At 62.4% G+C, this 25586-nt stretch carries 27 protein-coding genes and 1 tRNA gene; 17 read left to right on the top strand and 11 right to left on the bottom strand.

From position 1 onward, the window contains the following. Positions 1–54 precede the first annotated feature (54 nt). Positions 55–813, top strand: coding sequence for a hypothetical protein (locus tag AC07O2_RS00835; protein ID WP_495073844.1), 759 nt, complete (start codon positions 55–57; stop codon positions 811–813). 4 nt (positions 814–817) lie between these two features. Here the strand turns inward: AC07O2_RS00835 and ftsY are convergent, their stop codons facing one another. Further along, positions 818–1888, bottom strand: coding sequence for a signal recognition particle-docking protein FtsY (ftsY, locus tag AC07O2_RS00830; RefSeq protein WP_495073843.1), 1071 nt, complete (start codon positions 1886–1888; stop codon positions 818–820). A gap of 28 nt (positions 1889–1916) precedes the next feature. On the opposite strand from ftsY, the gene AC07O2_RS00825 reads away from it, so the two are divergent. The 5 genes from AC07O2_RS00825 to AC07O2_RS00805 all read left to right on the top strand — a co-directional run bounded on the left by AC07O2_RS00825 (position 1917) and on the right by AC07O2_RS00805 (position 7439). Next, the gene (locus AC07O2_RS00825) at positions 1917–3299 is read left to right on the top strand and encodes a M16 family metallopeptidase (RefSeq protein WP_495073842.1); all 1383 of its coding nucleotides are present in this window, start codon (positions 1917–1919) and stop codon (positions 3297–3299) included. After that, positions 3299–4642 carry a M16 family metallopeptidase gene (locus AC07O2_RS00820; RefSeq protein ID WP_495073841.1) on the top strand — a complete coding sequence of 448 codons (1344 nt, stop codon included), beginning with the start codon at positions 3299–3301 and terminating at the stop codon, positions 4640–4642. The genes AC07O2_RS00825 and AC07O2_RS00820 overlap by 1 nt, the downstream gene beginning before the upstream one ends. Next, positions 4639–5289, top strand: a complete 651-nt coding sequence (gene rsmD / locus AC07O2_RS00815) for a 16S rRNA (guanine(966)-N(2))-methyltransferase RsmD (RefSeq protein ID WP_495073840.1) — start codon at positions 4639–4641, stop codon at positions 5287–5289. The genes AC07O2_RS00820 and rsmD overlap by 4 nt, the downstream gene beginning before the upstream one ends. After that, a complete protein-coding gene (gene coaD, locus AC07O2_RS00810) occupies positions 5286–5786 on the top strand; it encodes a pantetheine-phosphate adenylyltransferase (protein ID WP_495073839.1) in 501 nt (166 codons plus the stop codon). Before rsmD ends, coaD begins: the two co-directional genes overlap by 4 nt. Positions 5787–5885: 99 nt before the next feature. Next, the gene (locus AC07O2_RS00805; RefSeq protein WP_495073838.1) at positions 5886–7439 is read left to right on the top strand and encodes a methyl-accepting chemotaxis protein; all 1554 of its coding nucleotides are present in this window, start codon (positions 5886–5888) and stop codon (positions 7437–7439) included. Here AC07O2_RS00805 and AC07O2_RS00800 read toward each other — a convergent pair. Then, the gene (locus tag AC07O2_RS00800) at positions 7405–8139 is read right to left on the bottom strand and encodes an alpha/beta fold hydrolase (protein ID WP_495073837.1); all 735 of its coding nucleotides are present in this window, start codon (positions 8137–8139) and stop codon (positions 7405–7407) included. The genes AC07O2_RS00805 and AC07O2_RS00800 overlap by 35 nt on opposite strands. An 82-nt stretch (positions 8140–8221) precedes the next feature. Here AC07O2_RS00800 and AC07O2_RS00795 point away from each other — a divergent pair, with 82 nt between their 5' ends. Both AC07O2_RS00795 and AC07O2_RS00790 read left to right on the top strand, forming a co-directional pair. Further along, positions 8222–8659 (top strand): universal stress protein, encoded by a 438-nt coding sequence (locus AC07O2_RS00795; RefSeq protein ID WP_495073836.1) that lies wholly within the window; start codon positions 8222–8224, stop codon positions 8657–8659. Then, positions 8659–9678, top strand: a complete 1020-nt coding sequence (locus AC07O2_RS00790) for a tripartite tricarboxylate transporter substrate-binding protein (RefSeq protein ID WP_495073835.1) — start codon at positions 8659–8661, stop codon at positions 9676–9678. The genes AC07O2_RS00795 and AC07O2_RS00790 overlap by 1 nt, the downstream gene beginning before the upstream one ends. Positions 9679–9699: 21 nt before the next feature. Here AC07O2_RS00790 and AC07O2_RS00785 read toward each other — a convergent pair whose 3' ends face one another. Continuing rightward, entirely contained in the window at positions 9700–10002 is a 303-nt protein-coding gene (locus AC07O2_RS00785; protein ID WP_495073834.1) for a DUF1840 domain-containing protein, read from the bottom strand. A gap of 121 nt (positions 10003–10123) precedes the next feature. On the opposite strand from AC07O2_RS00785, the gene AC07O2_RS00780 reads away from it, so the two are divergent. From AC07O2_RS00780 to AC07O2_RS00765, 4 genes are all read left to right on the top strand, one after another. Next, a complete protein-coding gene (locus AC07O2_RS00780) occupies positions 10124–10411 on the top strand; it encodes a polyhydroxyalkanoic acid system family protein (RefSeq protein ID WP_495073833.1) in 288 nt (95 codons plus the stop codon). A 145-nt stretch (positions 10412–10556) separates the two neighbouring features. Further along, entirely contained in the window at positions 10557–11048 is a 492-nt protein-coding gene (locus AC07O2_RS00775; RefSeq protein WP_495073832.1) for a phasin family protein, read from the top strand. 148 nt (positions 11049–11196) lie between these two features. Then, the gene (locus AC07O2_RS00770; protein WP_495073831.1) at positions 11197–11871 is read left to right on the top strand and encodes a TetR/AcrR family transcriptional regulator; all 675 of its coding nucleotides are present in this window, start codon (positions 11197–11199) and stop codon (positions 11869–11871) included. Positions 11872–11911: 40 nt separating this feature from the next. Further along, on the top strand, positions 11912–12685 hold the full coding sequence (locus AC07O2_RS00765; protein WP_495073830.1) for a hypothetical protein: 774 nt from the start codon (positions 11912–11914) through the stop codon (positions 12683–12685). On the opposite strand, the gene miaB is transcribed toward AC07O2_RS00765, so the two are convergent. Continuing rightward, complete coding sequence (gene miaB / locus AC07O2_RS00760; protein ID WP_495073829.1) at positions 12682–14028, bottom strand: tRNA (N6-isopentenyl adenosine(37)-C2)-methylthiotransferase MiaB; 1347 nt, start codon at positions 14026–14028, stop codon at positions 12682–12684. The two genes, AC07O2_RS00765 and miaB, sit on opposite strands and share 4 nt — an antisense overlap. A 93-nt stretch (positions 14029–14121) precedes the next feature. Next, a complete protein-coding gene (locus AC07O2_RS00755; RefSeq protein ID WP_495073828.1) occupies positions 14122–14502 on the bottom strand; it encodes a hypothetical protein in 381 nt (126 codons plus the stop codon). 360 nt (positions 14503–14862) lie between these two features. Between AC07O2_RS00755 and AC07O2_RS00750 the strand changes: the two genes are divergently transcribed. The 5 genes from AC07O2_RS00750 to AC07O2_RS00730 all read left to right on the top strand — a co-directional run bounded on the left by AC07O2_RS00750 (position 14863) and on the right by AC07O2_RS00730 (position 20046). Next, positions 14863–15957: an ABC transporter substrate-binding protein gene (locus AC07O2_RS00750; RefSeq protein ID WP_495074216.1), complete on the top strand. Its 1095-nt coding sequence runs from the start codon at positions 14863–14865 to the stop codon at positions 15955–15957. A gap of 118 nt (positions 15958–16075) precedes the next feature. Further along, on the top strand, positions 16076–16954 hold the full coding sequence (locus AC07O2_RS00745) for an ABC transporter permease (protein WP_495074215.1): 879 nt from the start codon (positions 16076–16078) through the stop codon (positions 16952–16954). Next, positions 16951–17751 carry an ABC transporter permease gene (locus AC07O2_RS00740; RefSeq protein ID WP_495073827.1) on the top strand — a complete coding sequence of 267 codons (801 nt, stop codon included), beginning with the start codon at positions 16951–16953 and terminating at the stop codon, positions 17749–17751. The genes AC07O2_RS00745 and AC07O2_RS00740 overlap by 4 nt, the downstream gene beginning before the upstream one ends. Positions 17752–17794: 43 nt before the next feature. After that, complete coding sequence (locus tag AC07O2_RS00735; protein ID WP_495073826.1) at positions 17795–18862, top strand: ABC transporter ATP-binding protein; 1068 nt, start codon at positions 17795–17797, stop codon at positions 18860–18862. A 2-nt stretch (positions 18863–18864) separates the two neighbouring features. Next, positions 18865–20046 carry an HAD family hydrolase gene (locus AC07O2_RS00730; protein WP_495073825.1) on the top strand — a complete coding sequence of 394 codons (1182 nt, stop codon included), beginning with the start codon at positions 18865–18867 and terminating at the stop codon, positions 20044–20046. Here AC07O2_RS00730 and AC07O2_RS00725 read toward each other — a convergent pair. The 6 genes from AC07O2_RS00725 to AC07O2_RS00700 form a co-directional block, all read right to left on the bottom strand. After that, positions 20035–21243 carry a multidrug effflux MFS transporter gene (locus tag AC07O2_RS00725; RefSeq protein ID WP_495073824.1) on the bottom strand — a complete coding sequence of 403 codons (1209 nt, stop codon included), beginning with the start codon at positions 21241–21243 and terminating at the stop codon, positions 20035–20037. The two genes, AC07O2_RS00730 and AC07O2_RS00725, sit on opposite strands and share 12 nt — an antisense overlap. A 95-nt stretch (positions 21244–21338) precedes the next feature. Further along, positions 21339–21415, bottom strand: a tRNA-Met gene (locus tag AC07O2_RS00720). A 116-nt stretch (positions 21416–21531) separates the two neighbouring features. Continuing rightward, on the bottom strand, positions 21532–22311 hold the full coding sequence (locus AC07O2_RS00715) for an enoyl-CoA hydratase (protein WP_495073823.1): 780 nt from the start codon (positions 22309–22311) through the stop codon (positions 21532–21534). 102 nt (positions 22312–22413) lie between these two features. Further along, positions 22414–24243, bottom strand: a complete 1830-nt coding sequence (locus AC07O2_RS00710) for a M61 family metallopeptidase (protein ID WP_495073822.1) — start codon at positions 24241–24243, stop codon at positions 22414–22416. Positions 24244–24286: 43 nt separating this feature from the next. After that, positions 24287–24721: a DUF3429 family protein gene (locus tag AC07O2_RS00705; protein WP_495073821.1), complete on the bottom strand. Its 435-nt coding sequence runs from the start codon at positions 24719–24721 to the stop codon at positions 24287–24289. Between the two features lie 102 nt (positions 24722–24823). Next, a complete protein-coding gene (locus AC07O2_RS00700; protein WP_495073820.1) occupies positions 24824–25543 on the bottom strand; it encodes a DsbC family protein in 720 nt (239 codons plus the stop codon). Positions 25544–25586: the final 43 nt, after the last annotated feature.

Here is a 25586-nt window from a genome sequence, read left to right as displayed (position 1 = left end):
TCGATTCTAAAGAGCTAGGCCAAAAGACGCCTGCAAGACGGGCAAAATCGCCCGGTGCCTTATCTCCGCATCCTTCTTCTGTTGTCTTTTTGCGCCAATCTGGGCCCGGCCTGGGCGCAGCCGGCAGCTAATCTGCCCGCCACCAGCAAGGACATGCAGATCGTGCAGCGCATAGACGACGTGCTGGTCGGTGTAGACGCGGTGTCGCTGCAGATCGTGGACCGCAGCCATGTCAGCGGCACCTATTTCCTGATCAATCTGCGCCAGCCCAGTCCGGTCGCCGGCAACGCCGACTTTGTGGTGGACTGCCAGGGGCCGCTGCACATTGCCACGCTGGAATCGACCCTGCCGTCGGGCTCCCTGAAGACCGAGATCCCGCCATTGCAGCGGCGCAGCGGGCCGTTGGACATGGCGCAGCTGGCGTTTGTGCCCGTGCACATGCTGGATGGCACTTGGCTGGTGGCCGAATTTGCCTGTCGTAGTACCAGCCAGCCGGGCCGGGCGCGGCAGATCGCACGCCAACTCCTGGAGCAGGGCGGGCCGCCCGACACGCGCACCCTGTACTGCGATCTGCGGGCCGACGGCAGCACCCAGGTGCGGCGCGGTGTGGAGCTGCGCTTCAGCGAGCAAGAGGACGCCGTGGCCGTGAACCGGCAGTGGCTCAGCTCGGGCTTTGTGGACGACAAAGAGGTGGTGTTTGGCAGCGGCGCCCAGTGGATCGTGGACCGCCAGGCCAGTCGCGCCCGGCTGGTGGCGCCGGGCGGTGAGCTGCTGTACGCCGGCCAGTGCGATAGCCGACCGCCTGTGCCTTGAGGGTTTAGCTCAGCAGGGCCTGCGCGAATTCGCGCGCGTTGAAGGTTTCCAGGTCTTCCAGCTTTTCGCCCACGCCGATGAAATACACCGGAATCGGCCGCTCCTGGGCGATGGCGGCCAGTACGCCGCCCTTGGCCGTGCCGTCCAGCTTGGTGACGATCAGGCCGGTGAGCTGGATGGCGTCGTCAAAAATCTTCACCTGGCTGACGGCGTTCTGGCCGGTGTTGCCGTCTATCACCAGCAGCACCTCGTGCGGGGCGGTGGGGTCGGCCTTTTGCACCACGCGGCGGATTTTCTTCAGCTCTTCCATCAGATGCAGCTGGGTTGGCAGGCGGCCGGCGGTGTCCACCAGCACCACGTCGCGACCCCGCGCCTTGCCGGCACTGACCGAGTCAAAGGCCACGGCGGCTGGGTCGCCACCGTCTTGGCTGATGATTTCCACCGTATTGCGGTCGGCCCATACGCCCAGCTGCTCGCGCGCGGCGGCGCGGAAGGTGTCTGCGGCCGCTAGCAAAACACTAGCGCCTGATGCAGACAGATGGCGCGTCAGCTTGCCAATCGACGTGGTTTTTCCGGCACCGTTGACGCCGGTGACCATGACCACGGTGGGCGTGTGCTGGCCGATCACCAGGGCTTTTTCCAGCGGTGCCAGCAGGGTGGTGATGGATTCCACCAGCAGGGCCTTCACGGCCTGTGGCTCGGTGGCCTTGGCGGCCTTGACGCGCTGCTTCAGGTCCGCCAGCAGGTGCTGGGTGGCTTTGACGCCGGTGTCGGCCATCAGCAGCGCGTCTTCCAGTTCCTCGTACAGCGCATCGTCGATCTGCGTGCCGGTAAAGACGGTGGTGATGCTGGAGCCGGTCTTGCGCAGGCCTGTCTTCAGCTTGTCCAGCCAGCCTGCGCGGGGGGCGGCGGGCTCTGCGACGGCGGCTGGTGCCGGTGTTTCCACGGGCGCGGGTTTGGCGGTAAACGGGTTGCGTAGCCAGCTGGCCGCAGGGGCTTCGGCGGCCGGGCTAGGGGGCGCCACGGGGGCGGCGGTATCGGGGGCGGGAGGTTTTTTCTTGAAAAAGCTGAACATTTGGTGCGTTCTTAGAATCAGCCATTCTATGAAACGTCCTTTACTCCTGTTGTGCTGCGGCCTGAGTGCCCTGGCCCACGCCCAAACTGCAGCGCCCGTGGTCACGCGGTGCGACCTGCCGAATGGCATGGCGGTCATCGTCCAACCCGACCACCGCGCCCCCACGGCCGTGCACATGCTATGGGTGCGTGCCGGCTCCATCGACGAGGTGGACGGCACTTCGGGTGTGGCCCACATCCTGGAGCACATGATGTTCAAGGGCACGCCCAGCCTGCCGCCGGGCGAGTTTTCGCGCCGCGTGGCGGCCCTGGGCGGGCGTGAAAACGCGTTTACCGCCAAGGACCACACCGGCTTTTACCAGCAGATCCCCGCCACCAAACTGGAAGCGGTGATGCAGCTGGAGGCCGACCGCTTTGCCCACAACCAGTGGTCGGACGATGAATTCAAGCGTGAGCTGGAGGTGGTGAAGGAAGAGCGCCGCATGCGCACCGAGGAGTCGCCAAGGGCGCTACTGAACGAGGCCTTGAATGCCACCGTCTTCATGGCCTCGCCCTACCGCCGCCCGGTGGTGGGCTGGATGAGCGACCTGGACGCCATGACGCCCGACGACGCCCGGGCCTTCTACCAGCGCTGGTACACCCCGGCGAATGCCGCCGTGGTGGTAGCCGGTGACGTGGATGTGGCCCAAGTCTGCCATCTGGCCAGCAAGTACTACGGCAGCATCCCGGCGCGTGCCGTGCCGCCGCGCAAGCCCCGGCTGGAGCCGCTGCAGGTCGGCATCAAGCGCATGGATTTCAAGGCTCCGGCCGAGCAAGCCTATGTGACCCTGGCTTACAAGATGCCCAGCCTGGCCGACGATAACGACGACGCCCTGGCGCTGACCGTGCTGGCCGCCGTGCTGGATGGCTATAGCGGTGCCCGGCTGGACCGCGCGCTGACGCAGGAGCACGGCCAGCCGGGCGGCCCGGTGGCCGACAGCGCTGGCGCCTATAGCGGGCTGGTTGGGCGTGGCCCGCAGTTGTTCATCCTGGAAGGCGTACCGGCCAGTGGCCACACCGCCGAGCAGGTCGAAGCCGCATTGCGTGCCCAGGTCGCCCTGGTGGCGCAGCAGGGCGTGACCGAGGCCGAGCTGAACCGTGTCAAGACCCAATGGGTGTCCAGCGAGGTCTACAAGCTGGACTCGGTGATGAACCAGGCGCGCGAGCTGGGCAGCCACTGGGTGCAGGGTCTGCCGCTGGACATCAACCGGCACTTGATCGAACGTCTGCGCGCCATCACCGGTGCCCAGGTGCAGGCCGTGGCCGCCCGCTATTTTGGCGACGACCTGCTGACCGTGGCGGCACTGCGGCCCCAGCCGCTGGACCCCAACCGTAAAAAGTCCCGTGCCCTGCCCACCGGAGATCTGCGCTGATGAAAACTATTAAAAAGATAGCTGCTGGCGCAGCATTTATCTGCGCTGGAGGCTTTTTTTGTCTGCAAACCGCGCAGGCCGCCATCCCCATAGAGCACTGGACGCAAGGCGGCACCCAGGTCTACCTGGTGCCCAGCCCAGGCATCCCCATGCTGGATGTGCAGATCGATTTCGACGCCGGCAGCCGCCGTGACCCCGCAGCCCAGGCCGGTCTGGCCCGCCTGACGGCCGCCACGGCGGGGCGCGGCATACGGGCCAGTGCTGGCGGGCCTGCGCTGGATGAAAACGCTCTGGGTGAGGCCTGGGCCGACCTGGGCGCATCCTTCAGCAGCAGCGCCAGCGCCGACCGCATGGGCTTTTCGTTGCGCACCCTGACCTACCCGGACCTGCTGGACAAGGCCGTGGTCCTGGCCGCCCGCCAGCTGGCCGAGCCGGCCTTTCCGGAGGCGCTATGGGAACGCGAGCGCCCGCGCATCCTGGCTTCGCTGAAAGAGGCGAACACCCGGCCGGCGACGATTTCCGGCCGCGCTTTTGCCGCCGCCGTGTACGGCGACCACCCCTATGGCCGCGAGCTGACGCCCGAGACCCTGGCCCGTATTGGCGTGGCCGATATGCGCAAGCTGTACGCTAGCAGCATCCTGCCCTGCTATGCCACGGTCAGCCTGGTGGGGGCGGTGGACCGGGCTCAGGCGGAGCAACTGGTGTCGCGTCTGCTGCAGCGCCTGCCCCAGGCGCAGACTTGTGCCGAGCTACCGGCCGTACCGGAGGTGGCACCCCTGCACCAGGCCAGCGAGCAGCACATCGCCTTTGCTGCGGCCCAGGCCCAGGTGCTGCTGGGCCAGCCCGGCTATGCGCGCGCCGACCCAGACTTCTTCCCGTTGCTGGTGGGCAACCACATCCTGGGCGGTGGGGGCTTTGGCTCGCGCCTGACCACCGAGGTGCGGGAGAAGCGCGGCCTGAGCTATAGCGTCTACAGCGCTTTTGCGCCCGGACGGCATGCCGGCGCCTTCAGCATCGGCCTGCAGACCCGGCCTGACCAGGCTGTGCAGGCGCTGCAGGTGGCCAAGGATGTGCTGGCCCGCTTCGTGGCCGAGGGCCCGACCGCAGCCGAGCTGCAGGCCGCCAAGGACAATCTGGAGGGCGGATTCGCCCTGCGCCTGGACAGCAACCGCAAATTGCTGGACAACGTGGCTAACATCGCCTGGAACCATCTGCCGCTGGACTATCTGGACCACTGGACCGAACAGATTGAACGTGTGACCCAAGCCGATATCAAGGCCGCGTTCGCCCGCGTACTGCAACCCGAAAAAATGGCCACCGTGGTGGTTGGAGAAAGCCCATGAGCACCCTGCAGCGCCCGGCCAAAGCCCCGGCCAAGAAGACCAAACCCCGCCCCTCGGACCCGCACCCGGTCGGCGGCAAGCCCGGCGAGGTGCGCATCATCGGCGGCCAGTGGAAACGCACCCGCCTGGCGGTGGCATCCAAGCCCGGCCTGCGCCCCACACCGGACCGGGTGCGCGAGACCCTGTTCAACTGGCTAGGCCAGGACCTGGGGGGCTGGCGCTGCGTGGACGCGTTTGCCGGCACTGGCGCGCTGGGCTTCGAGGCCGCGTCGCGCGGTGCGGCCAGCGTCCATTTCTACGAGCAGGACCCGGCGCTGGTAGTACAGCTCAAGGCCACCCAGATCAAGCTGCAGGCCAGTGCCACCCAGATCCAGCGTGGCGACGGCGTGGCGGCTCTGCGCCAACTGGCCCCGGCCAGCGTGGACCTGGTGCTGCTGGACCCGCCGTTCGAGTCCGACTTGTATGCCGGTGCCCTGGCGGCAGCGGCGCGGGCAGTACAGGCCCAGGGCTTTGTGTACCTGGAGGCCCCCGCCAAGTGGACCGACGAGTTGCTGCAACCGCATGGCTTGCGCACCCACCGCTACCTCAAGGCGGGCGCGGTCCACGCCCATTTGCTGCAGCTGCTGGCGGCCGGAGAGCCGTCATGAATCCGCCTATCGTTGCCGTCTACCCAGGCACCTTCGACCCCATGACCCTGGGTCACGAGGATGTGGTGCGGCGCGCCACCCAGCTGTTTGGCAGCGTCATCGTGGCCGTGGCGGCTGGCCATCACAAGAAGACCTTGTTCAGCCTGGAACAGCGCATGGAGATGGCGCGCGAAACGGTCAAGGTCTACCCCCAGGTCCAGGTGGAGAGTTTTTCCGGCCTGCTGCGCGACTTCGTGGTGGCGCGTGGCGGCAAGGCCATGGTGCGCGGCCTGCGCGCGGTGACCGACTTTGACTACGAATTCCAGCTGGCCGGCATGAACCGTACCCTGATGCCGGACGTGGAAACCGTGTTCCTGACCCCCAGCGACGGCTTTCAGTTCGTCTCCAGCACCTTTGTGCGCGAGATTGCTTTGCTGGGCGGCGAGGTGCATAAATTCGTCTCGCCGTTCGTGCTGCAACAGCTGGATGCGAAGGTGCGCAGCCAAGCGGCGTCTTAAGTTTTACCGGGCGGATAGACCGGCTTTTCGAGAGTTCAGGTGGGCTTGCAGGGCGCCTTTATTCCTAAAATGTTGCATTGCTTACAAATGGAGATTGCAGTGAAACTATCCAGCCGCCTTATGACCCTGGCTGCCTCCGCCTTGCTGGGCTTGGCAATATTGGGCGCGTTCGCCCTGTACTCACTGAAAGACGCCATGCTGAGCGACCGCAGGGCGCAGATCGTGAACATGCTGCTGATGGCCGAGAACATGGTCAAGCACTACCAGGAGCTGGAGCAGACGGGCAAGCTCAGCCACGATCAGGCACAGGATGCGGCCAAGTCAGCGCTGACTTTTCTGAACAACGATGGCAAAAGCTACTACTGGGTGCGTGATCCCAGCGGTCTGCTGTATGCCCATCCCAATGCCAAGATCGTGGGTACCATACCGTCCTCGCAGGCCAAGACCTTGGATGGCCGCCCTGACGGGGAAGCTTATGCCGAGGCTATGCAGCGCGAGCACGTGGGTTTTGTGTCGCTGCTGGTGAAACGGCCCGGCAGCGATGAACTGGTGCCTAAGCTGAACGGGGTCGTCGCGTTTCCTGCCTGGAACTGGTGGATAGGCACCGGTTTCTACAGTGACGACATCAATGCCGCCTTTTGGCGTTCCGCGTGGCAGATGCTGGCCATTTTTGTGATCACCATGGGGGTGATTGCTCTGCTGGCCTGGCGCTTGACGCGCAGCATTTTGTCGTCGCTAGGCGGAGAGCCGGCCTACGCCGCCACGGTAACCGAGCGCATTGCCAAGGGGGATCTGGTGGGCAAGGTTGAATTGCGTGCGGGTGACCAGCACAGCCTGCTGTGGGCGATTGCCCGTATGAAGGACAACCTGGCACAGACCGTGACCGAGATTCGCAGGGGCACCCATGAAATCGACGTGGGTAGCCGTGAGATTGCATCGGGCAACAACGACTTGTCGCAGCGCACCGAGCAGCAGGCGGCGGCTCTGGAGCAGACGGCTGCCAGTGTCGAGCAACTGACGGCCACGGTGCAGCACAACGCCGCCAATGCAGTCGAGGCGCGCGCGCTGGCTATGAATGCAGCCCAGGTGGCGGAATACGGCAGCGCCAACTTCGCCCGCATGGTGGAGAACATGCATGGCATCAGCGCCAGCTCCAAAAAGATCACCGACATCATTAGCGTGATCGACGGCATTGCCTTTCAGACCAATATCCTGGCACTGAACGCCGCAGTGGAGGCGGCGCGCGCGGGCGAACAGGGGCGCGGCTTTGCGGTGGTGGCGTCCGAGGTGCGTGGGCTGGCCCAACGCAGTGCGGTGGCGGCCAAGGAGATCAAAGCCTTGATCGATGATTCCACCCACCGTGTCGAGGGCGGCACGGTTCTGGTGGATGACGCCGGGCGGACCATGGGCGAGATCGTGGCTGCCGTGAAGCGGGTGGCCAGCATCATTGACGAGATTTCGGTGGCCTCTACCGAGCAGAGCGACGGCATCGCCCAGATCAGTACGGCCGTGCACGAGATGGACCAGGTCACGCAGCAGAACTCAGCCTTGGTGGAAGAGGCCGCCACGGCTGCCATGTCGCTGGAGAGCCAGGCGCGGCGCTTGTCCGAAGCCGTGTCTACGTTCCAAGTGGAGTCAACGGCGCTGGCGTGATCACCAGGCGGTTCAGCCAGTCCAGCAGCAGGCGGTTTACTGTGGCAGGTTGCTCCAGCGTCAGCATATGGCCGCACCGGGGAAGTAGATGCAGCTCCGCGGCCGGTACCAGGGCGGCGATTTCGCGGGACAGTTCGGGTGGCGTCATCAGGTCGTCGGCTCCGCACAGCACCAGCGTCGGGCAGCGGACTTGGCGCATGTGCAGGCGAGCGTCGGGGCGTTCCATCAGGGCCTGGTTCTGCCGTATCCACTGTGTCGTGTCGGCGCGCAAGACCAGCTCTTTGTAGCGCGCCGCCAGCACTTTGTTGCCGGCTTGTTCACGGGAGAAGGCCATGGTGCCGCTGGCGCGCACGAACTCTGCCACCCGCCCGTCTTTGAACATCTGGATGGCGTTTCCCCGCTGCCGCCGGTGGGCCTCGGTTTCCGGTCGCGCGCTGGTACCCAGCAGGGCCAGCCCCAGGATGCGTTCGGGTGCCTGGCGCGCGGCCTCCATGGCCACCATTCCGCCCATGGAGGCGCCGCACAGCAGTAGTTGGCCGCTATGTTCTTGCAGCAACGCCTGGGCCATGGCTTCGATCCGGGCGTGGCGGGTATGTACATCGGTCACCAGGGTACGCCAGTGCGGGGGCAGCGCGGCCAACTGGTCGCGCCATATTTCAGCGTCTGTGACCAGTCCGGGAATCAATATCAATGCGGGCATGCGGGAATCTTTTGGCTGCGGGGTGGCGCTGAAGGCGGATTTGGGCCTATGCTGGACTTTTCAAAGTTCGAGAGGATAAGCCATGAAAATTTTGTTGCCCCTGGATGGCTCCGACGTGTCTTTGCAGGCTGTGCGGCAGGTGATCAGCCTGGTGCACCAAGGATTGCAGGCCAGCGTGGTGCTGGCCAATGTGCAAGAGCCTGCGCAGTTGTACGAGATGGTCATGGCCGCCGACCCTTTGCTGATTGAGCGGGCCAGTGCCCAGGCCGGCGCCCATGCGCTCAAGGCGGGTGAGGCTTTGCTGCGGGAGGCCCATATTCCATTTGAATGCGAGGTGGCCAGTGGCGATCCGGCGCATACCCTGATCGACATTTTGGAGCGCTACGGCTGCGATATGGTGGTGATGGGCGCGCGTGACAAAGGCAGCCTGCGCAGCGCTTTGCTGGGATCGGTATCGCATGAAGTCTTGCATGCGGCCAAGGTGCCGGTCATGGTGATCAAACCACAGGAGGACGCCTGATGCCCTTCAGACCCTGGGCCGGCAGCCTTAGGTCATTGATTGCGTTCACGCAATGCGGGGCGGTGCTGGCGGCCACATCTTTGGCGCTGTCGGCCCAGGCGGCCGGCTTTCCCAGCAAAACCATTAGCATCATCGTGCCGTTTTCGGCCGGAGGCCCCACCGATCGGGTGGCGCGTGATTTGGCCGAGGCCTTGCGTAAGCCACTGGGCAGCATCAGCATCGTGGTGGATAACGTCGCTGGCGCCGGTAGCTCGATTGGTTCGGCCAAGGCCGCACGCGCTACGCCAGACGGCTATACCTTGCTACTGAACCATATCGGCATGGCCACCATGCCGACCCTGGTGCGCAACCTGCCGTTCAAGGTGGAAACAGATTTTGAATACCTGGGCCTGGTAGATGAGGTGCCCATGACACTGGTGAGCAAGCCCAGCATGCCTGCTAACAATTACAAAGAGTTGGCCGCCTGGATTGAACAGAACAAGGGCCGTATCAACCTGGGCAATGCCGGCGTGGGCTCGGCCTCGCACCTGTGCGGTCTGTTGTTTCAGAGCGCGCTGCAGGCTGATATGACCACCGTGCCCTATAAGGGGGCTGCACCGGCGATCACCGACCTGATTGGTGGCCAGATCGACCTGATGTGCGACCAGACCACCAACACCACCAACCAGATAGAGGCAAAAAAGGTCAAGGCTTTCGCGGTGACGACGGCCAAGCGTTTGAGCACACCTTTGTTGAAGGATCTGCCGACCTTGCAGGAGCTTGGTCTGAAGGGTTTTGAAGTCACCATCTGGCATGGCCTGTACGCCCCCAAGGGCACGCCGGCAGCCGTGTTGGCCAGGCTGAATGCGGCGCTGAGGGTTGCACTGAAAGACCCGGATTTCATCCGTAAGCAGGCCGACCAGGGAGCTGTCGTAGTAACGGACAAGCGCCTGGAGCCGGCCGAGCACAAGAGGTTCGTGGCCGCCGAGATCGCCAAATGGAGCCCCATCATCAAGGCTGCAGGCGTGTACGCCGATTGAGTTTGGCTCAGCCGTTAGAAGCTACCAGGTCACGTCGGCGTCTTCCTTGGCACAGCGGTGCAGCATGGCGATAAAGGGCATGGCACGTTGTTGCAAAGACACCGTGTCGGCCAGATGGGCCTTGGCTTCGGCGGTGGCTTCCTTGCGTTCCTGGTTGTCTTTGGCGATGGCGGCGTTCAGCGCGGCCTCGGCCGCCGCAAACTCGCTGACCAGGATGATGCCGTGGGCACCTGGCGTCTTGCCGATGATTTCCAGTACCTGGCGTCCATTCGCTTCGTGCATGATGAGATCGCCGTCGGCTTTGGATTTGAATTTGTACAGCATGGAAAACCTTTTCAAAGAGGTGTCACTATTGTGCCCTTCTTGGGCGCAATAGACTGGCATCATCCGGCCTTGTATCCGGTTTGGAACGGATGTTTTCAGTCCTTTTTTCAGGAGTATCTTGGTGAGCGATATCCATATGCAGCGTGAACATACTTTGGGCTTGTTGAATGCCCGCAAACTTGTCGGCGAATGGATCGAGCAGGCCGAAACCCGGCTGGGCATGAGCTGCAGCTACCAGCAAGGCGAGTCCAGCGACGAGATCAGTTTCCAGCGCCCGGGCGTGACCGGCACGGTGCAGATTACCGAGGACCGCTTTGTGCTGGATGCGGAGCTGGGCTTTCTGCTGAGTGCCTTCAAGGACAAGATTGAGTCCGAGGTCGCCCGGCGTATGGACAAGCTGTTGGCATAGGCGGTCTAGCCTGCAGTTTTTATGGCGGAGGCTAGAGCCGCGCCTCTAGCCGCTTAGGATCGCGTCTCTACACCTTATGCGTGGCCGTGCGTACAGTGACGCCATCGTTTTTGAGTTCGTTCATCTCTATTTTTGAGGATATTCCATGGCCACGAAACAGCCCGGCGACAGCGGCACCACCCCGGAGGGCGGCTCTTCCGCCCATCCATCTGTCAAGGATTCGGCCCAGCAGATCTGGCTGGCGGGTTTGGGCGCATTCGCCAAGGCGCAGGAAGAGGGCGGCAAGGTGTTTGAAGCCTTGGTCAAAGAGGGGCTGGGCATGCAGCGCAAGTCCCAGGTCATGGCCGAAGAAAAAATCACCGAAGCCGCCAGCAAGATGACCAACCTGGCCCAAGGTATTTCCGAGCGCGCCACCGGCCAGTGGGACAAGCTGGAAAACATCTTTGAAGACCGGGTTGCCAAGGCCTTGAAGAAGCTGGGTGTGCCCTCGGCCCGCGATGTGGATTTGCTGCTGGAGCGGGTGGACGTTTTGACCCAGGCGGTGGAGGCTCTTTCGGCCCGCGTCGAGGGTGGCAAGCCTGCTGCCAAGCGGGCGACCTCGCGTAAAACCGCAGCCGACGACAGCTCTGTGGAATAAGCCAGGGGCCTGCTGCTCCAAGACTGAATAGGGTGCTGCGGCACCCTTTTTTGTGGTCTGTGCACCGATGACCCTACTAGCGCCATCCCTAGTTTTATCGCCGCATGGCCTGGGGTAGAGTGGGGCATTCATCACAGGGAAGACATCCATGGCGAAAAAAGCGCCGCGCCGTACTGCAGAACGCATTCTGGAGGTTTCGCTGGATTTGTTTAACCGGTTTGGAGAGCCGAACGTCTCCACCACGCTGATCTCCGCCGAGCTGTCCATCAGCCCCGGCAACCTCTACTACCACTACCCGGCCAAAGAGGAGCTGATCAATGCATTGTTCGACCGCTATGAGCGCGGGTTGACCGAATTGCTCAATGCCAGCGACGGCGTGCGCGATGTGGAAGACGCCTGGTTCTTCATGCACAGCCTGTTCGAGCTGATCTGGGAATACCGTTTTCTGTACCGCGACTTGAATGATTTGCTGAGCAACAACCGCCATCTGGAAACCCATTTCCAGTGGGTGTTGAAGAACAAGACCCGGGCCTTGCGGGCCTTGCTGGATAGCATGGCCCAGGCCGGTGCCCTGCAGATCGATGCCCGTGAGACCGAAGCTACCGCTACCAGCATGGTGGTGGTGCTGACGTACTGGCTGAGTTTTGAATACGTGCGGGACCCGCGCCACGCCATGGAGCCGGAAAGCGCGCAACTGGCGCCATTGCGCGGTGCCCACCATGTGCTCAATGTGCTGCTGCCTTATCTGGAAATGGGACAGCGCATGCATCTGCTGAAACTGGTTTCTGCCTATAGTGATGGAGCTGCCAACGTAGCGGCCTGATTCCCCCAGCGAGCAACGCTGCCAACCCAGGAGACATGCCATGACCCAGTGGACGACTTTTCCTTATCCGGGCGCTTTTGCTTTTGATACGGCCAGCCTGGCCAAGAGCTGGCAGCGCCTGCACCAGCTGGATGTGGAGCCACCGCCAGGCGATACCCGTTTGCTGGAGGCCTGGGCGCTGTTCCATAACGGTGAATTCCAGCAAGCCACCGAAGCCGGCCTGGCGCTGGGGAATGCGGGTCTGAACGTGGCCAACAAGGCCTGCAGCATGTATGCAACCTATCTGGAGCCGCGCGAGAAGGCGCGGTTGGACCTGTTCATGGACGTGGCCAAACGAGCACAAGCCCAGGTCGAATCCGAGCCGAGTAACGCCAATGCCTGGTACTGGCATGCCTATGCGCTGGGGCGTTACAGCCAGTGCATCAACGTGGCCAAGGCGCTGGCCCTGGGTTTGGGCAGCAAGGTCAAAGATTCTTTGGAGCGCACGATCCGCTTGCAACCGCACCACGTGGCGGCCCATGTGGCACTGGGGGCCTTTCATGCGGAAGTGATTGATAAGGTCGGCCCCTTGATTGGCAGCATGACCTACGGCGTCAGCAAAGAGGAAAGCCTGCGCCTGCTGCGTGAGGCGCTGCGCATGCACCCGAACTCGGCGATTGCCCTGGTCGAATATGCGAATGCCTTGGTGATGCTGAACGGCGAGGCGGCCATACCCGAGGCCACGCGTTTGTACGAGCAGGCCTCGGCTGTAGAGCCGCTTGACGCTTCTGAGCGGCTCACCGCGGACCTGGCCCGCGCCGAACTAGAAACTTAGCTCGCGGTTTCCAGCAACCGGACTTCGCCGCGCAGCGAGAAGGACATGGCCTCGGTGATGGTGACATCCACCATCTGGCCGATCAAGCGTTCAGGGCCCTGGAAGTTGACGGCCCGATTGCATTCCGTACGGCCCATCAGCTCCAGACCATGGGCGCCGGGGCGGCGTGAAGGCCCTTCCACCAAGATCCGCTGAACGGTACCCACCCGCTGGGCAGCGATGGAACGCACGCTGTCGTTCAGCACAGTTTGCAGATGCTGCAGGCGCGCCAGTTTGACCTCGTGCGGCGTGTCGTCTGCCAGATTGGCCGCCGGCGTGCCCGGGCGGGGGCTGAAGATGAAGCTGAAGCTGTTGTCGTAGCCCACGTCGTGCACCAGCTTCATCATCTTTTGGAAGTCTTCCTCGGTCTCGCCGGGGAAACCGACGATGAAATCGCTGCTCATGGCCATGTCCGGGCGGATGGCGCGCAGCTTGCGCACCGTGCTCTTGTATTCCATGGCGGTGTAGCCGCGCTTCATGGCCATCAGGATGCGGTCGGACCCGTGCTGCACCGGCAGGTGCAAATGGCTGACCAGCTTGGGCAGCTTGTCGTAGGCGTCGATCAGCCGCTGGGTGAATTCATTCGGGTGGCTGGTGGTGTAGCGGATGCGCTCGATGCCGGGAATCTCGGACACGTATTCCAGCAGCAGCGCGAAGTCGGCGATCTCGGCCGTGTCGCCCATGCTGCCCCGGTAGGCGTTGACGTTCTGGCCCAGCAGCGTCACTTCCTTCACACCCTGGTCGGCCAGGCCGGCGACTTCGACCAGCACGTCGTCGAAGGGGCGTGAAACCTCTTCACCGCGTGTGTACGGTACCACGCAGTAGCTGCAGTATTTGGAGCAGCCCTCCATGATGCTGACAAAGGCGGATGCGCCTTCTACGCGCGCCGGTGGCAAGTGGTCGAACTTCTCTATTTCCGGGAAGCTGATGTCCACCTGCGGCCGGCTTTGCAGCGCGCGCTGGTTCAGCATCTCGGGCAGGCGGTGCAGGGTCTGCGGGCCAAACACCACGTCCACATAGGGCGCGCGGGCAATGATGGCTGCGCCTTCCTGGCTGGCCACACAGCCGCCTACGCCGATCTGTACGCCTTTCTTTTTCAGGTGCTTGATGCGGCCCAGGTCGCTGAAAACCTTCTCCTGCGCCTTCTCGCGCACCGAGCAGGTGTTGAACAGGATCAGGTCGGCTTCGTCCACGTTTTGCGTGGTCTCGTAGCCTTGCGCGGCATGCAGCACGTCCACCATCTTGTCCGAGTCGTACTCGTTCATCTGGCAGCCAAAGGTTTTGATAAAGACTTTTTTACTCATGGGGTACTTTCTGGGCGCGCGGTGTTAGCTCAAGGCCGCATGCCATTGCAATGCTTGGAATCGTGCCGCCGCCTGGGCTGGCGGCGCCAGGTATCAGAAAAAGAAGAAGCGTTTGGGTTTGGCGCCGTTGCGTTCCAGGGCCGCTTCGGCCTCGGTCAGTATCCATATCTCGGATAGCAAGCCGCTGGTGTCCCGGGTGTAGTTCACCCACATGGTTTGTCCGACCAGGCTGCCGGATAGCACCAACAGATTGTTGGTGCCATGGATGCGCGCGCCGGGTGAGAGCTGGTCGGCTTTGCCGTCCATTTCTACCTGGGGTGGCAATGTGACTTGCAGCGATCCGCGCAATGCGCTGGCCGGGAAGTCGCGGGTCTGCGCCGCAGCATTTAAAGAAAAAATGGCGCTAGCGCAGAAGATGACTGCGCTGATGGCTATTAAAAATATAGCGGATAGGGAGCGTGATGGTGTAGGCATGCAGCGGTTCGTGGTGTACATCCAGAGGCTGGGTGGCCGCGATTTTACCGCGCGGCCTCGGCCGCCACCATGTGCGTGGTGCGCTGCGTAAAGATGGCTCGGATATTGCTCAATGTCATGGAATAGTCGCGGAATGGTCATAAACCGTCACTAGGATTGCGCAAGCAAAGGGGGGGCGCTAGTATGTAATCGAGGGTTTTGTTGTAATTGTTTAGTAATTCTTCAGACTCTTTGCCTCCAGCCTGGGCTGGGTGTTTGCAGTCGCCGTTGCCGTGGTGCGCGGGCTTGCAAGAACCCTGATCTTTCACTGTCAACTGTCTCTCTGCTAGATAACGAAAAGGAAGTGATATGCCTCGTCAAATGTTCAAGCTCCTCGCTGTGTCGGCTGCCGCTGCCGTGGCACTGGGTAGCGCCCAGAATGCCTCGGCCCAATCGGCCCAGCTCGTCGCAGCTGCCAAGGCAGAGGGCGAGTTGACCGTGATCGCGCTGGCGCGATCCTGGTGTGGCTACGGCAAGATGATTGATGCCTTCAAGGCCAAGTACGGCATTAAGGTCAACGAACTCAACCCTGACGCGGGTTCTGGCGATGAACTGGAGGCCATCAAGGCCAACAAGGACAACAAGGGTCCTCAAGCACCCGACACCATCGATGTGGGCTTGTCCTTTGGCCCACAAGCCAAGGCCGCTGGCCTGCTGCAACCCTACAAGGTCGCCAATTGGGCGTCTATTCCGAACGACTCCAAGGATGCCGATGGCTTCTGGTATGGCGATTACTACGGTGTGCTGGCCTTCGAGGTGAACACCGACCTGATCAGCAAGGTGCCCACCGACTGGAGCGACCTGCTGAAGCCTGAATACAAAAACGCTGTGGCTCTTGCGGGTGACCCGCGCGCTGCAAACCAGGCCATCCAGGGCATCTACGCCGCAGGTATCTCCAAGGAACCCAACGATCCTGCCAAGGCGGCTGTTGCGGGCCTGACATTTTTCCGCGATCTGAACAAGGCTGGTAATTTTGTTCCCGTGATTGGTAAAGCTGCATCACTGGCACAAGGTACTACGCCCATCATCATCCGCTGGGATTACAACGCTCTGGCCGACCGTGATTCTTTGAAGGGCAATCCCAATGTCCAGGTGGTGGTGCCAAAGTCTGGTGTTGTGGCGGGCGTTTACGCACAAGCCATTAGCGCGTATGCACCGCATCCGAACGCAGCCAAGCTGTGGATGGAGTATCTGTATTCCGACGAAGGCCAGGCGGCTTGGCTGGACGGCTACTGCCACCCCATCCGGTTTGCCGATCTGATGGCCAAGAAAAAGTTGCCTAAGGCCAGTTTGGATAAGTTGCCACCAGCTGCCGGGTATGCCAAGGCGGTTTTCCCCACGCTGGAACAGCAAGGCGTTGCCAAAGAAACCATTACCAAACAGTGGGACACCCTCGTCGGTGCCGCTGTGAAGTAATCCAAAGCATTTGGACAGTGCTGGCCTGACCGGTGTCGGTCATGCCAGCTTCTTTTTGGCTTTCTCGCTTGCCTGGGGGCGCTGCTTTAAGTGGCTCATCGTGACTAATTCTTCAAGTATGGCGCCCTCTGCTGCGCTGCCCAAACCGGGGGGTAGACTCAGCTGGAACTGGCTGGGTGTTGCACCCTTCCTGGTCTTTGCCACCGTGTTCCTGGTGCTTCCGACCAGCTATTTGATGGTCGGGGCATTCCAGGACCCGGCCGGCCACTTCACGCTGAACAATTTGCGCGGCCTGTTTGACGACAACGTCATCAACGCCTACTGGATCAGCTTTCGTATCAGTGCCGCATCGGCCATCGGTGGCGGTGTGATTGGCTTCTTGCTGGCCTGGGCTGCGGTGCAGGGCCAGTTGCCCGCCTGGATACGGCCTACGCTGATGACGTTTTCCGGCGTGGCCTCCAACTTTGCGGGTGTGCCTCTGGCTTTCGCGTTTTTGGCGACGCTTGGGCGCGTGGGCCTGGTGACCACGCTGATGCGCAAGTACCTGGGTTTTGACCTGTATTCCACCGGTTTCAGCATCCTCAGCTTTACCGGGCTGACTCTGACCTATCTGTACTTCCAGATTCCCCTGATGGTGCTGATCGTGTCGCCCGCGCTGGAGGGGTTGAAGCGCGAATGGCGCGAAGCCTGCGACTGCCTGGGCGGCTCGTCCTTCCATTACTGGCGCTACATCGCCTTGCCGGTCTTGTGGCCCAGCATCATGGGCGCGATGCTGCTGCTGTTTGCGAACGCATTTGGTGCGGTGGCGACCGCCTATGCGCTGACCGGCAGTTCGCTGAACATTGTGCCCATCCTGTTGTACGCGCAGATCCGTGGTGATGTGCTGCACAACCCCAATCTGGGCTATGCCCTGGCCCTGGGCATGGTGGTGATTACTGGCCTGTCCAATGCAGGCTACATCTGGCTGCGTAGCAAGTCCGAAAAGGGGCGCACATGAAACCCGCATCCCAATCCACATCGCGATTAGGTGCCTGGATCGCCATCGGCGTTGGCGCCAGCTATTTCCTGATTCCGCTGCTGGCCACGTTTGAATTCAGCCTGCGCATGCTGCGCGGTGAGTACAGCTTTGAAGCCTATCGCGTCGTGTTTACCGACCCACTGTTCCAGGCCACGTTTGGCTACTCCATCATGATGGCGGTTATCACCATCATCGTGGGTGTGTTGCTGGTGGTGCCCACGGCCTACTGGGTGCAGCTGCGCCTGCCCAAGCTGCGGCCGCTGGTGGAGTTCATCACCTTGCTGCCGCTGGTGATTCCGGCCATCGTGATCGTGTTTGGTTACCTGCGGATTTTCAACAGCAGCTCCTGGATTCCTTTGACTGGCAACGAGCGGGCCACAGACTTCTTGCTGGTCTGTAGCTACGTGACTTTGTCGCTGCCGTATATGTACCGATCCATCGATACCGGCTTGCGTGCCATCGATGTGCGCACGCTGACGGAGGCTGCCGAGGTGTTGGGCGCCAACACCTTCACCATTTTGTTCAAGGTGATCTTTCCCAATGTGCGATCGGCGATTTTGTCGGGTGCCTTTCTGACCTTCGCGGTGGTGATCGGCGAGTTCACCATGGCCAGCCTGTTGAGCCGCCCGGCCTTTGGCCCCTATCTGCAACTGGTGGGCGCCAACAAGGCCTACGAACCCTCCGCGCTGGCGGTCATGGCCTTTATGTTGACCTGGGCCTCGATGGGCCTGATCCAGGTGTTTGGGCGCAATGCCAAGAACGCGACCAAACCCTGAACCCGTATTTCCACGTCCACCCACTGTCTACCCACCACACGCGATGGCTTTCCTCGAAATATCCCACCTGAAAAAAACCTTCGGCAACCAGACCGCGGTGCATGACTTCACGATGGACATCGCGCGCGGCGAGTTCATTACCTTCCTGGGCCCGTCCGGTTGCGGCAAGACCACTATTCTGCGCATGCTTGCCGGTTTTGAGGGTCCATCGGGCGGAACCATCAAGTTCGATGGGCGTGATGTGACCCATGTGCCCACTAGCCAACGCAAGATCGGCATGGTGTTCCAGTCGTATGCACTGTTCCCGAACATGACCGTGGCCGAGAACATAGGCTTTGGCCTCAAGGTCGCCAAGATGCCGGTGGAGCAAATCCATGCACGCGTGGAAGAGATGCTCAAGCTGATCGGCCTAGGGCACCTGGGGGGGCGTTATCCCTGGCAGATGTCGGGCGGCCAGCAGCAGCGCGTGGCGCTGGCGCGGGCCCTGGCCGGCAAGCCCCAGGTCCTGCTGCTGGACGAACCCCTGTCGGCGCTGGACGCGAAGATCCGCGTCTCGCTGCGCGAAGAAATCCGTGCGGTGCAGCGTGAGCTGGGCATTACCTCCATTTTCGTCACACACGACCAGGAAGAGGCCTTGTCCATCTCCGACCGCATCGTGGTGTTGAATGAAGGCCGAGTGGAGCAGATCGGTACTTCGTCCGAGGTTTACAACTTTCCGCGTACGCGGTTTGTGGCGTCTTTCGTGGGCACGCTGAACCTGTTGTCCGGCGTGGTTACGGATGCGGCTTCTGGCCAGTTGCAGGTGTGTGGCCAGACGTTGACCACCGCCAACCCCATGCCCGGCGCTGTGGCAGGTCAAACCCGTGCACTGGCGATACGGCCCGAGGCCATTTCGCTGGAAGCACCCGTGTCCGGTCGCAATTCGCTGGCCGCGACGGTGGAGGATGTGCACTTCCTGGGCGCCGTGGTGCGCATACGCGCGCGCGTCGATACCGTGGTGATTTCTTTGGATGTATTCAACAACCCTAGCCATGCCCTGCCGGAGCGTGGCGCGCCTGTGCACCTGGGCTTTTCCTTCGACAACCTGTTGGTACTCGAAGAGGCGGCCTGAGCATGGTTGCGGACAATGCCATGACCGGCTGGTCGCCCGCGAATCGGCGCGCCCTGGACCGGGTGCTGAGCACCCTGGGGCAAGGTGCTGCCGGCTATAACCCGGACAAGAAGCCGTATGCCGTATTCGACTGGGATAACACCTGCATCATGAACGATGCGGAAGAGGCTTTGCTGCTGTACCAGGCCGAGCAGCTGCGCTTCAAGCTGACGCCCGCCGAGTTTGCCCACGTGCTGCGCCTGGGTGTGCCCGAGGGCCTGTTCCATGCGGATTGCAGCAATGTGCAAGGTCAGCCGGTGGACATGCAAGACCTGACGGCCGATATTGATGAGGCTTACAGCTGGCTGTACGCCCGCTGCGCGACCCTGGGCGGCACAACGCCGCTGGCTGAGTTGGTGGAGACCCCGCAGTACCAGAACTTCTGCGCCAAGTTCTACTTCATGTACGGGGCGCTGTGCGACAGCTACCCCATGGAGGTGGGCTACAAGTGGATCATCTATTTTTATAGCAACTTCAGCACAGCCGAGCTGCAGTCCATGGTGTTGGATGCGGTGGCCCACAATTTGGCGTTGCCGCTGCAACAGGCGGCCATCACCAGCAGTGCAGAGCTGCCGGGTCGGGCCGGGCAACTTGCTCCCGTGCACTTCTACGGCATGCGCGTGCATGGCGAGATGGCCGAGCTGATGCGTGATTTGCGCACCCATGGTTTCGATGTGTTCGTGTCCACTGCTTCGCTGGACGACGTGGTGCGTGCGTATGCGGGCCACCCCGGCCTGGGCTACGAGGTGCCACCGGAAAATGTGCTGGGCCTGAAGTTGGAGATGCTGGACGGCAAGTACACACCGGTGTACCGCAAAGATTGGCATTTCAACTGGGGCCCGGGCAAGACACTGGGCATACAAAAGCACTGGGTGGCCACCAAGGGCTATGGGCCAGCCCTGGTGTTTGGCGACAGTGATGGCGACGCCTGGATGATGAAAGACTTTGCCGATACCCAGCTGGGGGTGATCATCAACCGCCTGCACCCTGGTCAAATTGGCCTGAACAGCCAGCAAGCTGCCGCTACGCTGGGCCAGCCGAACGCACGCTTTGTGCTGCAAGGCCGGAACGAAGCCCGGGGCTGTTTCAACGGCCAGGAACAGACGCTGAAATATGGGCGCAGCGCCCCGCAGCTACTGGTTTGATGTAACGGCCGCGCTGCGGTGCGTGCCGCGCAGCGTGGTGTAGGCCAGCCCAAAGGCGACCATGGCCGAGCCGGCAATGCCCACCACCATGGGCCGTGCGCTGCCATCTACATACAGGCCGACCAAGGCCATCACCAAGGCGCCTGCCGCGAACTGCAGCGTGCCCATCAGTGCCGATGCGGTGCCGGCGATATTGCCGTGCTTCTCCAGCGCCAGCACGCCGGTCAGCGGCATCATCAGCCCTAAAAATCCGTAGCCAATGAACAGCATGCCGATGAACACATCCAGCCGGTCCATGCCTGCCAAGTTGAGCAGCAACAACAGGACCATGGTGGCCGCATAACCCGCGCCGGCGGTCTTCACCAGCGGCGCCAGGCCGTAGCGCGCGCCCAGCTTGCCGGTGAACTGGGCGGCACCGATAAAGGCCGCCGCGTTCAGCGAGAAGGCCAGGCTGTACTGGCGCGGTGTCAGACCGTAGTGGTCGATCAGCACAAAAGAGGAGTTCGCCAAATAGGCAAAAAAGCTGGAGATGCCGAAAGCGCCTATGCCCACCAACCCCAGGTAGTGGCGGTCGCGCAGCAGCAGGCCGTAGGCGGCCACGGCGCTGCGCACATTGCTGCCTGCGCGCTGGTCGCTCGAGCGGGTTTCAGGCAGGCTGGTGGCCAGCAGCACCAGGCCCAGGCCGGCGGCCACAGTCACGGCCCAGAACACGCTGCGCCAGCCGGCCCATTCGATCAGGAAGCTACCCGCCAGCGGTGCCAGGATGGGCGACACGCTGAAGACCAGCATCAGCAAGGACATCAGCCGCGCTGCATCGGGTCCGGTGTGCAGGTCGCGCACCACAGCATTGGGTACCACCATGCCGGCACACGCGCCCAGGCCTTGCACAAAGCGCAGTACGACCAGGGTGTGGATATCGGGCGCCAGCGCGCAGCCCACGCTGCCCACGGCGAACAGGCTGAGGCCGAAATACAGCGGAGCCTTGCGCCCCAGCATGTCCGACGCTGGGCCGTACAGAATTTGCCCAATGCCCAGCGCCACAAAGAAGGCCATCAGGCTGGCCTGCACGGCGGTCATGCTGGCGCCCAGTGTCTGGCCAATGGAGGGCAGGGCGGGCAGGTACATGTCGATGGCAAACGGGCCAATGGCCGACAGCAGGCCCAGCACCAGCGCGGTTCGGAAGAAATGTGATTTCATGAAGTTCCTTGGTGTCGTGGCCGCCGAATGCTTGTGGGTAGCCTGCTGGAACGAAAAAACCCGCAGAACGATTGCTCTGCGGGTTTTAATATTTTTGGTGGTGATAGGTGGATTTGAACCACCGACATCAGCATTATGAATGCTGCGCTCTAACCAACTGAGCTATATCACCAACAGCCCAAGAGTATAGCCCACTTTTTTCGCTTGTTTTGAGATTGACCCTACATTTTAGACAAGTACCCAGGTTCTTCCGGGTTGGACATTCACGCTGCAGCCTGCTGTCAGGGCTTATTTGTGCGTAAACACGGCCTTGCGTTTGTTGACGAACGCGTCCATGCCTTCCTTCTGGTCGGCGGTGGCAAACAGGCTGTGGAACAGGCGGCGCTCGAACAACATGCCGTCGTTCAGGCTGCTTTCGAACGCGCGGTTCACCGACTCCTTGGCGGCCATGACCGCCAGCTGGCCGTACTCGCAGATCATCAGCGCGGCGCCCAGGGCCTCAAGCATCAGCTGGTCTATCGGCACGACGCGGCTGACCAGGCCGGCGCGCTCGGCCTCGGCGGCGTCCATCATGCGGCCGGTCAGCGCCATGTCCATGGCCTTGGACTTGCCCACGGCGCGCGGCAGGCGCTGCGTGCCACCCGCGCCGGGGATGATGCCCAGCTTGATCTCGGGCTGGCCGAACTTGGCGTTGTCGGCTGCGATGATGAAGTCGCACATCATCGCCAGCTCGCAGCCGCCGCCCAGGGCAAAGCCGCTCACCGCGGCAATCACCGGCTTGCGCACGGTCCGCAGGGTTTCCCAGTTACGGGTGATGAAGTCGGCCTTGAAGGCATCGGCATAGCTGTAACCGGCCATGGCGGTGATGTCGGCGCCAGCGGCAAAGGCTTTCTCGCTGCCGGTGATGACCATGCAGCCGATGGCTGCGTCGGCGTCAAACAGCTTCAGCGCGTGGCCCAGTTCGTCCATCAACTGGTCATTCAAGGCGTTCAGCTGCTTGGGGCGGTTCAGTGTGATGATGCCGACCTTGTCGGCCTCGGTGCGTACGGTGATCAGTTGGTAGTCCATGCCATGCTCCTGGTGGGTAGAGAAATGTTTGCTATCCAAAAAATAGCTGCTTGCGCAGGTATTACCTGCGCCAGAGGCATATTTCTTATAAATTCTTCAACATCAGCTTTTGGCCGGTTCCAGCCAGGCACTAACCGCGCGCGGGTTCTCGGCGGCGAGACGCCAAGTGCTGGTGCTGGCCACGGATGGCAGGTTCAGAGTCAGGCGCAGCAGCCGCTTGTCGCGGGCGACCAGGGCGGTGACCTGGCGTTGCTGGCCGGCATACAGCAGCAGGTCGTCCAGCTTGGACATGCGCCAGCCGCTGGTCTGTTTGCCCTGCGCCACTTCCACCCCCAGCCATTCGTCGCCGGCGGCGACGCCGGCCAGCTCGGCCGCGCCACCGCGCAGCACCACCTTGACTTGCAGGCCCTGGCTTTCGGCCACGCGCAGGCCCAGGCGCTGGGCCAGCTGGGCCGGGTCTTCATGCACGGTGACGCCGTGGCCGGCCAGCAGGTCTTTCAGTGGCAGCTCGCCGGTGCCATGCACCCAGGCCTGGATTTCGGCATGAAAAGAGCGGCCGCCCAGCTTGGCCAGCACGGCAGCGAAGTCGGCTTCCGCCATGGGCCCGCCCTGGCAGCGCAGCCACAGGGCGCGCATCACGTCGTCCAACGTGGTCTGGCCCTCGCCGCGCAAGGTCAGGTCGAAGCACAGGGCGACCAGCGCGCCCTTGGTGTAGTAGCTGACGGTGGCGTTGGGCGTGTTTTCATCCTGCCGGTAGTACTTGACCCAGGCGTCCATGCTGGCATCGGCCACCGACTGCACCAGTCGGCCCGGGGTTTGCTGCACCTGATTGATGGTCTTGTTCAGCAGCTTGAGGTAGGCCGTGTTGTCCAGCAGGCCGGCGCGGCGCAGCAGCAGGTCGTCGTAGTAGCTGGTGAAGCCCTCAAAGAACCACAGCAGCCGGGTGTATTGCTCGGCGTCGTATTGGTAACGTGCGAATTCGACCGGGCGCAGGCGTTTGACATTCCAGGTATGAAAGTATTCGTGGCTGATCAGGCCCAGCAGGGTGGTGTAGCCCTCGCTGCGTTTGGTGGGTGTGGTGGCCTTGGCTGGCTTTTTGGCATCCGCATCGCCCAGGCGCGGCAGATCGCGGCGATTGCAGATCAGCACCGTGGAGTTGCGGTGCTCCAGCCCGCCGTAGCCGTCGTCCACTGCATTCAGCATGAACAGGTAGTTGGCGTACGGCGGCTTGCCGGCCTGTTTGTTGGCGTGCCAGAAGCGGATCTCGGTTTCGCAGATGGCCTTGGTGTCGGCCAGCAGGCGGGCACCGTCGAAGGCGGGCGGTGCACCGGCCACCACAAAGCGGTGGGGTACGCCACCGGCCTTGAATTCGCCGCTCCAGAACTGGCCCATTTCCACCGGGCAGTCCACCAGCTCGTCATAGCTGGCCGCACGGTAGTGGCCAAAGCCGGCTGTGTCCACCGCCACGGCCTGCAAGCCGGTGGCTACGCTCCAGGATGTGGTGGCCGGACTGGTGGCCAGTTCCAGGCTGTGGGGAGCGTCTTCCTGGCCGTGTACGCGCAGGAACAGGCTGGTGCCGTTGAAGAAGCCGCGCGTGGCGTCCAGCCAGGCAGTGCGCACGGAGGCGTCGTTGGCATAGACCTCGCAGCTCAGCACCAAGGGCTTGGCGGGCGTGGCGGTGGCTTCCCAGGTGTTCTTGTCCAGTTGCAGCAGTGGCACGGCGCGTTTACCCTGGCGGGCCTGCAGCAGTTGCAGGTTTTTGGAAAACTCCCGCACCAGGTAGCTGCCCGGAATCCAGACCGGCAACGACACCCGCTGCGTGGCGGCGGGCTGGGCGATGGTCAGCGTGACGCGGAACAGGTGGGCGTGGAGGTCGGCCACCTCCACGCGGTAAGAGACGGCGCTGAGTGCGCGGGATGCGGGTTGGGGCATAGGCATGGGGCTAAGAATACCCCAGCCGCAGGCCGACCCGGGTTCAAGTCCCCGCAGCGCCCATCAAGCAGCTCAGCACGGCTGCGATGGTGGTGTGCAGGCGCAGCGGCAGCCAAGCGGCCAGGCCGGCTTCGGGCCAGGTTTTATGGTCTACCACGCACCACACGGCCAGTAGTAGGCCAAGCAGCGGCAGGCCGGCATAGGCGGGCATGATGATGGCGATCCAGCTCAAAAATGCGGGAATAGTGGCCAGTGCAATGTTCTTGCGCGGCGTGGGGGAGTCCATGTGCAGGCCGATGCCTCCGTGGATGCCACCCAAAAATGTGGCATGGGTGGCGGCCAGGCCGACCAGGGAGATGGCAATAAACGGGTGCAGGTTGTCTGGCACCAGCCAGATCAGCAGCGCCAGCAGCACATAGACCGCCATGCCAACGTAGGCGACGCGATGGACCAGAATTTCAGTGGAGTTTTTTTGCATGGGCGCGATTTTCCGGGCTTTGGCAGCCCTGCGCGCCAGCGAATGGCCCACTGTGTGTAAAACACCACGCCGCTGGTGGCGGCGGGTTGTTGAGTTCCTGGTTTAGTTCTTGATTTTGGCCAGCTGGGCTTCGACCTGCTCGGACGGGATGGCGCCTGGGATGCGCGAGCCGTCGGCAAACAACAGGGTGGGCGTGCCGGTGATGTGGTACTTTTTGCCGAACTCCACATTGCGCGCCAAGCCTGGGGCGTCGCAATTGGCCGGCGCAGCGGGCGGCAGCTGGCTGCGCACCATCCAGTCGGTCCAAGCTTTGCCCTTGTCCTTGGCGCACCAGATGTTGCGGGCCTTGTCGGTGGAGTCGGGGCTCAATATGGGGAACAGGTAGAGCGAGATGGTGACGTTATCCACCTTCTGCAGGTCTTTCTCGAAGCGTTTGCAGTAACCGCAGTTCGGGTCTTCAAACACGGCGATCTTGCGCTTGCCGTTGCCGCGCACGATGGTGAAAGCGTCCTTGCTGGGCAGGTCGTCAAAGTTCACCGCGCTGAGCTTTTCAATGCGCTCTTCGGTCAGGTTGCGGCGCAGCTTGGTGTCGATCAAATTGCCCTGGATCAGGAAGTTGCCGTCGGCATCGGTGTACATGATCTCGCTGCCGCCTACGCGCAGCTCGTACAGGCCGGGCATGGGGCTTTTGATGACCTCGTCGATCTTGGGCATCTGCGGAATGCGCTCGGCCAGATTTTTACGGATGGCGGCCTCCTGGGCCTGTGCGCCCAGGCAAGCGAGTGTGGCTGCCGTGGCGACTGCGAGTGTCAAAAATCTCATGGATATCTACCTAAACCGTAAAAAATGAACAGAGCGAGGCGCT

It is taken from the genome of Rhodoferax sp. GW821-FHT10B06 (assembly GCF_059415605.1).
The sequence above is the reverse complement of the archived record's forward strand: the minus strand, read 5'-3'. Positions and strand labels throughout refer to the sequence as shown.

Bases quoted from the DNA above. Each gene is read 5' to 3' on its own strand.
- AC07O2_RS00735 (WP_495073826.1), top strand. From the start codon at position 17,795: ATGGCTTTCCTCGAAATATCCCACCTGAAAAAAACCTTCGGCAACCAG.
- AC07O2_RS00765 (WP_495073830.1), top strand. From the start codon at position 11,912: ATGACCCAGTGGACGACTTTTCCTTATCCGGGCGCTTTTGCTTTTGAT.
- AC07O2_RS00710 (WP_495073822.1), bottom strand. From the start codon at position 24,243: ATGCCCCAACCCGCATCCCGCGCACTCAGCGCCGTCTCTTACCGCGTG.
- AC07O2_RS00770 (WP_495073831.1), top strand. From the start codon at position 11,197: ATGGCGAAAAAAGCGCCGCGCCGTACTGCAGAACGCATTCTGGAGGTT.
- AC07O2_RS00755 (WP_495073828.1), bottom strand. From the start codon at position 14,502: ATGCCTACACCATCACGCTCCCTATCCGCTATATTTTTAATAGCCATC.
- AC07O2_RS00800 (WP_495073837.1), bottom strand. From the start codon at position 8,139: ATGCCCGCATTGATATTGATTCCCGGACTGGTCACAGACGCTGAAATA.
- rsmD (WP_495073840.1), top strand. From the start codon at position 4,639: ATGAGCACCCTGCAGCGCCCGGCCAAAGCCCCGGCCAAGAAGACCAAA.
- AC07O2_RS00725 (WP_495073824.1), bottom strand. From the start codon at position 21,243: ATGAAATCACATTTCTTCCGAACCGCGCTGGTGCTGGGCCTGCTGTCG.
- AC07O2_RS00750 (WP_495074216.1), top strand. From the start codon at position 14,863: ATGTTCAAGCTCCTCGCTGTGTCGGCTGCCGCTGCCGTGGCACTGGGT.
- ftsY (WP_495073843.1), bottom strand. From the start codon at position 1,888: ATGTTCAGCTTTTTCAAGAAAAAACCTCCCGCCCCCGATACCGCCGCC.
- AC07O2_RS00700 (WP_495073820.1), bottom strand. From the start codon at position 25,543: ATGAGATTTTTGACACTCGCAGTCGCCACGGCAGCCACACTCGCTTGC.
- AC07O2_RS00715 (WP_495073823.1), bottom strand. From the start codon at position 22,311: ATGGACTACCAACTGATCACCGTACGCACCGAGGCCGACAAGGTCGGC.
- coaD (WP_495073839.1), top strand. From the start codon at position 5,286: ATGAATCCGCCTATCGTTGCCGTCTACCCAGGCACCTTCGACCCCATG.
- AC07O2_RS00825 (WP_495073842.1), top strand. From the start codon at position 1,917: ATGAAACGTCCTTTACTCCTGTTGTGCTGCGGCCTGAGTGCCCTGGCC.
- miaB (WP_495073829.1), bottom strand. From the start codon at position 14,028: ATGAGTAAAAAAGTCTTTATCAAAACCTTTGGCTGCCAGATGAACGAG.
- AC07O2_RS00730 (WP_495073825.1), top strand. From the start codon at position 18,865: ATGGTTGCGGACAATGCCATGACCGGCTGGTCGCCCGCGAATCGGCGC.
- AC07O2_RS00785 (WP_495073834.1), bottom strand. From the start codon at position 10,002: ATGCTGTACAAATTCAAATCCAAAGCCGACGGCGATCTCATCATGCAC.
- AC07O2_RS00745 (WP_495074215.1), top strand. From the start codon at position 16,076: ATGGCGCCCTCTGCTGCGCTGCCCAAACCGGGGGGTAGACTCAGCTGG.
- AC07O2_RS00795 (WP_495073836.1), top strand. From the start codon at position 8,222: ATGAAAATTTTGTTGCCCCTGGATGGCTCCGACGTGTCTTTGCAGGCT.
- AC07O2_RS00705 (WP_495073821.1), bottom strand. From the start codon at position 24,721: ATGCAAAAAAACTCCACTGAAATTCTGGTCCATCGCGTCGCCTACGTT.
- AC07O2_RS00790 (WP_495073835.1), top strand. From the start codon at position 8,659: ATGCCCTTCAGACCCTGGGCCGGCAGCCTTAGGTCATTGATTGCGTTC.
- AC07O2_RS00775 (WP_495073832.1), top strand. From the start codon at position 10,557: ATGGCCACGAAACAGCCCGGCGACAGCGGCACCACCCCGGAGGGCGGC.
- AC07O2_RS00820 (WP_495073841.1), top strand. From the start codon at position 3,299: ATGAAAACTATTAAAAAGATAGCTGCTGGCGCAGCATTTATCTGCGCT.
- AC07O2_RS00740 (WP_495073827.1), top strand. From the start codon at position 16,951: ATGAAACCCGCATCCCAATCCACATCGCGATTAGGTGCCTGGATCGCC.